Origin of the sequence: Frankia sp. Mgl5 (assembly GCF_023242985.1) — a bacterium.
GTDB lineage: Bacteria > Actinomycetota > Actinomycetes > Frankiales > Frankiaceae > Parafrankia > Parafrankia soli.
In genome coordinates this window covers 53,239-59,818 of the sequence record NZ_JALKFY010000680.1, presented here as the reverse complement: position 1 = coordinate 59,818, position 6,580 = coordinate 53,239, and the positions used below count along the sequence as shown (strand labels likewise).

General features: G+C 69.3%; 5 protein-coding genes and 1 pseudogene. 3 read left to right on the top strand and 3 right to left on the bottom strand.

Annotated features, from left to right (window positions below; translation table 11 throughout):
* Positions 1–125 precede the first annotated feature (125 nt).
* Positions 126–531: pseudogene (locus MXD62_RS40860) on the top strand (nuclear transport factor 2 family protein).
* Positions 532–644: 113 nt separating this feature from the next.
* On the opposite strand, the gene MXD62_RS24235 reads toward MXD62_RS40860, so the two are convergent.
* The 3 genes from MXD62_RS24235 to MXD62_RS24225 all read right to left on the bottom strand — a co-directional run bounded on the left by MXD62_RS24235 (position 645) and on the right by MXD62_RS24225 (position 2,773).
* On the bottom strand, positions 645–1,778 hold the full coding sequence (locus MXD62_RS24235) for an XdhC/CoxI family protein (RefSeq protein WP_248831758.1): 1,134 nt from the start codon (positions 1,776–1,778) through the stop codon (positions 645–647).
* Positions 1,779–1,840: 62 nt separating this feature from the next.
* Entirely contained in the window at positions 1,841–2,098 is a 258-nt protein-coding gene (locus MXD62_RS24230) for a hypothetical protein (protein ID WP_248831757.1), read from the bottom strand.
* 204 nt (positions 2,099–2,302) lie between these two features.
* Complete coding sequence (locus tag MXD62_RS24225; RefSeq protein WP_248831756.1) at positions 2,303–2,773, bottom strand: MarR family transcriptional regulator; 471 nt, start codon at positions 2,771–2,773, stop codon at positions 2,303–2,305.
* Positions 2,774–2,908: 135 nt separating this feature from the next.
* On the opposite strand from MXD62_RS24225, the gene MXD62_RS24220 reads away from it, so the two are divergent.
* Both MXD62_RS24220 and MXD62_RS24215 read left to right on the top strand, forming a co-directional pair.
* A complete protein-coding gene (locus MXD62_RS24220) occupies positions 2,909–4,660 on the top strand; it encodes an ABC transporter ATP-binding protein (protein ID WP_248831755.1) in 1,752 nt (583 codons plus the stop codon).
* Complete coding sequence (locus tag MXD62_RS24215; protein WP_308301315.1) at positions 4,657–6,576, top strand: ABC transporter ATP-binding protein; 1,920 nt, start codon at positions 4,657–4,659, stop codon at positions 6,574–6,576. Before MXD62_RS24220 ends, MXD62_RS24215 begins: the two co-directional genes overlap by 4 nt.
* The last annotated feature ends 4 nt before the right edge of the window (positions 6,577–6,580 follow it).

Below are 6,580 nucleotides of genomic sequence, written 5' to 3'. Positions count from 1 at the left end.
GTCGGATGACGCGCGGTACGTGACCGGCACCGTCGTCCCGGTCGACGCGGGCCAGCTGAACAAGCGGTAACACCCGGCTCCACGGGCGAGGTGGCCCGGAGGGGCCACCCTCAGGGAGGACCACGATGTCCATCGAGGACGAACTCAAGGAGCTCCGCCGCGACGTCCAGTACGCAAGGACCGCATCGCCATCCTCGGCTGCGTCATGAACCAGTCCCGCGGTCATCGGTCATGACCGCCACGATCTCGAGTTGATGACGAGCGTCTACCACGAGGACGGGATCGACGAGCACGGGCCCGTCGTGAAGATCGGCCCCGAGTACGGCGAGTACTCCAAGATCGCCTCGAGCGACGGGACGGAGTGTGGCGGATCGCGCTGCGCCGGTGCACCCTCGAGTGGGCGATGAACGCGACACGTCGCTGCTCTCCTCCGGTGCGTTCGCAGGCTTCATCAAGGGCACGTGGGACAAGAACGATCCGTCCTACGCACGGCCTCTCGGCCTGGAGAAGACCCCGGTCGAGAGGTGGTGAGCACGCGGGCTCTCTGATCGAGACGGCGATGAGCACCTGGGGGCGGGTCGACATACTCGTCAACGGTGCCGCCGGCTCGCGAAGGGCGGCCCCGCACCGTGTGCCTGCAGCACTCAGGCCTGGAGCACGGCCCCTCCTGGCTGGTCGACGCGATGGATGGGCCCGGACACCACGCTCAGACGAGCGCCGGTTCCACCCCAGCGGGTGGCGATGATCTCCGCGGCGATGGAGACCGCGGTCTCCTCCGGCGTGCGGCCGCCTATATCGAGCCCGATGGGAGCGTGTAGCCCAACGAGATCGTCGTCGGTACAGCCCAGTTCCTTCAGACGCCGGAAACGATCCTCGTTGGTTCGACGAGATCCCATGGCACCCAGGTAGGCCAGCGGCATCTTCAACGCGATCTGCAACAGAGGAATGTCGAACTTCGGGTCGTGGGTGAGGACGCAGACCACGGTACGTTCGTCCACCTCGGTCCTGCCGAGGTACCGGTGCGGCCAGTCCACGACGACCTCGTCGGCGTCAGGAAAGCGCCTGTTCGTGGCAAAGGTGGCCCGCGCGTCGCAGACGGTCACCCGATACCCCAGAAAGGCGCCCACCCGCGCCACCGCGGCGGCGAAGTCGATGGCCCCGAATATGATCATTCGGGGACGCGGCGCGTACGAGGCCACGAAGACCGCCTGCTCCTCACCCAGCCGCTCACCGAGCGCTCCGTACCGCAGGACCGCGATGCCCCCCTGGGCGAGCAGTCCCCGGGCATCGTCGCGCACCGCGTCGTCGAGACGCGTCACCCCGAGCGATCCAACGACCGAGTCCGGCCGAACGACGAGCCGTGCCCCGAGGGGACTGCCAGCCGAACCGCTGATGAGGGTCGCGACCGCCACCGGACGTCCGGCCCGGATGTCGGAGAGGACCACGCCGAATTCCGGGAAGGTCTGGCGGCTCACCGGTTCGACGAACACATCAATGACTCCGCCGCAGGTGAGACCCACCGCGAAGGCGTCGTCATCACCGACGCCATAGCGGCGGAGCACCGGCACCAGCGTCGAACGGCACTCGACGGCAAGCTGGTACACGTCGCTTTCGACGCACCCGCCGGAAACGCTGCCCACGGCGGCACCGTCGGGACCCACCGCCATCGAGGCACCCGGCTGCCGAGGTGCCGACTTCCACGTGCTGACGACGGTGGCCAGCCCGACGGTGTCTCCCCCCGACCACCACCGCTCGAGATCGTTGAGCACGTCACGCACCAGGGATCACCTCAGTAATCACGCCGACTCGCGTCAACCGCTTCGGGCGAAATTCGCCGCCCTCATCGGGCCAGCAGGTCCGGGATCTTCGGGTCGACGTCGATCTCGACCGAGTTCATGAAGGCTCCGATGGTCGCGAAACAACCCACCGTGAAGATGACATCAAGCAGCTGCTTCACATCCAGCTCGGCGGTGAGCGCATCCCAGGTCGCACGGGCGACGACGCCACTGTCGAGCACCTCGTCGGCGGCCCGGATCAGCGCGCTCTCCACCGGGATGAGGAAGGGAGCCGTCGGGCCGTAGGCCACGCGCCACAGCACCGCTCCTTCACACCGATCGCCGGCAGATCCCTCTTCGCAACAACGATCCTCCGGGCCGCCCCGCTGAACTACTGTTTAGCACAGTCTTTCGGTGACCGTCAGCCGGTCAACGGCCGGCCCGCTTCCGACGCCACGAACCACACGCACACGCCGCGCACCACGCACCACGACCGTTGAGCACAGATGGTTGTCAGGGCCGACCCGTCAGGGCGTGCCCGCGGCGCCGGGGTCGGAGGGCACACCGGCGGCGGGTTCGCGCCGGTCGAGCAGCCCGGCCAGGACCTCGAGCGCGTCTCTCACCCGCCGGATGTCGGCCGGGTCGGTGCTGCCGATCGCGGCGGCGAGGGTGTCGTCGATGGGCGCCGAGGGCCGGTCCTCGGCACGGCGCAGCGCCTCGGCCGAGGGACGGACGAGTGTCCTGCGACGGTCACGGGGGTCGCTGACGGTCTCCAGGGCCCCGACCTCGCGCAACCGGGCGACGCACGCCGAGACCTGGCTCTGCGGGAACCTGACCCGCGCGGTGATCTCCGAGATCGAGCTGTCGGGGTTCCCGAAGACGTCGAACACGACCGCGCGCGTCGGACCGGACATCCGGTGGAGCCCCATCTCCGGGATCGCCTGCTCGCCAAGCTTCATCAGCCTGCGACCCAACTGGAAGAGCTCGAATCCGTCCATGGCAACCTTACAGCAACAGCGATGCATCTCTCAGAGATGCATCTATCTTGATGGAAGTGGACCTGTCCGGCTAGTGTTACAGCCGCTCAGTCCGCGCACGGTCCGCGGGCCACCCGACCGCCCCTGTGAGTCTTCGTGCTGATTCGCCTGCTGCTGCGCTATGCGCGTCCGTACCGACGGGCCACAGCTCTGGTGGCCATCCTCCAACTCGTCCAGACCGCGGCGGCGCTCTACCTTCCCGACCTGAGCGCCGACGTGATCGACAAGGGTGTCCTGACCGGCGACACCGGCCACATCTGGCGGGTCGGCGGTGTCATGATCGCGGTGTCCCTGGTACAGCTCCTGTGCGCGATCGCCGCCGCGGTGCTGGCGGCCCGGGTGGCGACGTACCTGGCGCGTGACATGCGCGCCTCGCTGTTCGGCCACGTGCAGTCCTTCTCCTCGACCGAACTGCACCTCTTCGGCGCTCCGTCGCTGATCGTCCGGACGACCAACGACATCACGCAGATCCAGGTCCTCGTGCAGATCACCCTCGCGTTCATGATCACAGCACCGATCATGTGCGTCGGCGGCGTCGTCTTCGCGCTCGGCCAGGACGTCCCACTGTCGCTCCTGCTCGTCGTGATCGCCCCGTTGCTGGGCGCGGCGATCCTGGTCATCCTGCGCCGCATGACACCGCTGTCAGCCACGCAGCAGAGCACGACGGACTCGGTGAACCGCATCATGCGTGAGCAGATCACGGGGCTGCGTGTCGTCCGGGCCTTCGTCCAGGAGGACCACGAACACGCGCGCTTCGCCGCGGCCAACACCCTGCTCACCGACGTGTCCGTACGGGCCGGCCAGCTCATGGCTCTGATGTACCCGCTGGCGACCGCGGTCGCGAGCCTCGCCGGGGTCGCCGTCGTGTGGTTCGGCGCGGTGCGCATCGACTCCGGGGCGATCGGCGTCGGGACGCTGTCGGCGTTCCTCGGCTACGTCATGCAGATCCTCGGAGCGGCCATCATGGCCACCTACCTGCTGCGCATGCTCCCCCGGGCGGAGGTCTGCGCCGGACGCGTCCGCGAGGTGCTCGGCACCGCGAGCACCGTCGTCCCGCCCGCCACAGCCGTCCCGCCCGCCACAGCGGTGCCGGCTCTCACCCGGCGTACGCACGTCGAGCTGCGTGGCGTGGGATTCCGGTATCCGGGCGCGGAGGCGGCCGTGCTCAGTGATGTGAACATCACCGCGGGCCCCGGCGAGACAGTCGCGATCATCGGCAGCACCGGCAGCGGCAAGAGCACCCTGCTCAGCCTGATCCCCCGGCTGGCCGACACGTCCGAGGGCATGGTCCTGGTGGGCGGCGTCGACGTCCGCGCGCTCGACCGGGCGCTGCTGAGCCGAACGATCGGCTATGTCCCGCAGCGGCCCTTCCTGTTCTCCGGAACCGTCGCCACGAATCTGCGTTACGGCGACCCCGAGGCCACCGACGACGAGCTGTGGCGGGCCCTCGACATCGCCCAGGCCCGAGCGTTCGTCGAAGCGCTCCCCGAATGTCTGGACGCGCCGGTCTCGCAGGGCGGCACGAATCTCTCCGGCGGCCAGCGCCAGCGGCTCGCCATCGCACGCGCCCTGGTCGGGCGGCCGGAGGTGTACCTGTTCGACGACTCCTTCTCCGCCCTCGACAACGCGACCGACGCGCGGCTGCGGGCGGCGCTGGCCCGTGAGACGGCGGAGTCGGTGGTCGTCATCGTGGCCCAGCGGGTGAACACGATCCGCGGTGCCGACCGCATCGTCGTGCTCGACGAGGGACGGGTGGTCGGCGTCGGCACCCACCACGCGCTGCTCGCCGCGAACGCGACCTACCGCGAGATCGTGCTGTCGCAGATGACCGAGGCGGAGGCCGCGTGAGCCGGAATCGCAGCGCCCGGCGCCGCGGTGCCACAGTGGGCGGCCCCCACCGGCCCGACAGATCAACGGATGCTCCCGGCACCGTGCGCCGGGTGTGGCAGGCGATATCCCGGCAGCGAGGGCTGCTGGTGGGCACGGTCGTCTCCGGTGTCGCCAGTGTCGTCCTGACCGCCTCCGGCCCGTGGCTGCTCGGCCGCGCCACCAACCTTGTCGTCGAAGGCACGCTGGGCCGCCAGCCCGACGCGGGGCCGGCACGGGCCGGGCCGACCGACGGCGCCGCGGCGGCGGCGGCGGCGGCGGCGGCGGACCACGGCATCGACTTCGACGCGGTCGGACGGGTGCTGCTGTGCGCGGCCGCGGTGTACGTGGCCGCCGGGTTGTGCGCCGTGGTCCAGGCGTGGACGGCCAACCTCGCCGTGCAGCGGGTCACCCGGCAGCTGCGCGAGGACGTCGCCATCAAGATTTCCCGGGTGCCTGTCTCCTATTTCGACCGCCAGCGCCGCGGCGAGATCCTCAGCCGGGTCACCAACGACATCGACAACCTTGGTCAGAGCCTCCAGCAGGTGTTCGGGCAGTTCGTCATCCCGCTGTTCAGCATCGCGGGAATGCTGGCCGCGATGTTCTGGATCTCATGGCTGCTGGCGCTGATCGCGCTCGTCACCGCCCCGCTTTCCCTCGTCGCCGTGACGGCGCTCGGTAAACGGGCCCAGCCCTTCTTCCTGGAGCAGTGGAAACAGACCGGGCGGCTCAACAGCCACATCGAGGAGATGTACACCGGCCACGCCCTGGTCAAGGCCTTCGGGCGCGACCAGCAGGCGATGGACGTCTTCATGGAGAGCAACGACGAGCTGACCGGGGCGACCTACCGGGCGCAGGCGGTGTCGAGCGCCATCCAGCCGGCCATGATGTTCATGAGCAACCTGAACTACGTCCTCATCGCGGTCGTCGGCGGGGTGCGGGTCGCCGCCGGCGCGCTGACGATCGGCGACATCCAGGCGTTCATCCAGTACTCCCGCCAGTACAGCCAGCCGCTGGCGTTCCTCGCCAGCATGGCCGGCACCGTGCAGTCCGGGGCCGCCTCGGCCGAACGGGTCTTCGAGATCCTCGACGCGCCCGAGGAGTCACCGGACCCAATCGAGGTGAACCAGCCGGCATCGACCGTCACGGGTCGGGTCGCGTTCGAGAACGTGTCCTTCCGGTACGCCCCGGACAAGCCACTCATCGAGAACCTGTCGCTGACCGCCGAGCCCGGTCACACCATCGCCATCGTGGGCCCGACCGGCGCGGGCAAGACCACGCTAGTCAACCTGCTCATGCGCTTCTACGACGTCGGCGAGGGTCACATCACCCTGGACGGCGTCGACATCGCCACGATGGCGCGGGCCCGCCTGCGTTCCAGAGTCGGCATGGTCCTGCAGGACACCTGGCTGTTCAGCGGAACCATCGCCGAGAACATCGCCTACGGCGCGCGGGGAGCGACCCGCGACGAGATCGTCGCCGCGGCGACGGCCGCCCACGCCGACCGGTTCATCCGGACCCTGCCCGACGGCTACGACACAGTGATCGACGACGAGGACTCCGGACTCAGCACCGGCGAGAAACAGCTCCTCACCATCGCCCGGGCGTTCCTCGCCAGACCCGCGATCCTCATCCTCGACGAGGCCACCAGCTCCGTCGACACCCGCACCGAAGTTCTCATCCAGGAAGCCATGGCCCGGCTGCGGGAAGGGCGCACGGCCTTCGTCATCGCCCACCGGCTGTCCACCATCCGTGACGCGGACACGATCGTCGTCATGGAGGACGGCGCCATCGTCGAACAGGGCACGCACGATCACCTCCTCCACGCCGACGGCGCCTACACCCGCCTGTACGCCGCGCAGTTCGCCGATGCGGCGGCCCGGGTCGGCTCGGACTGACCTG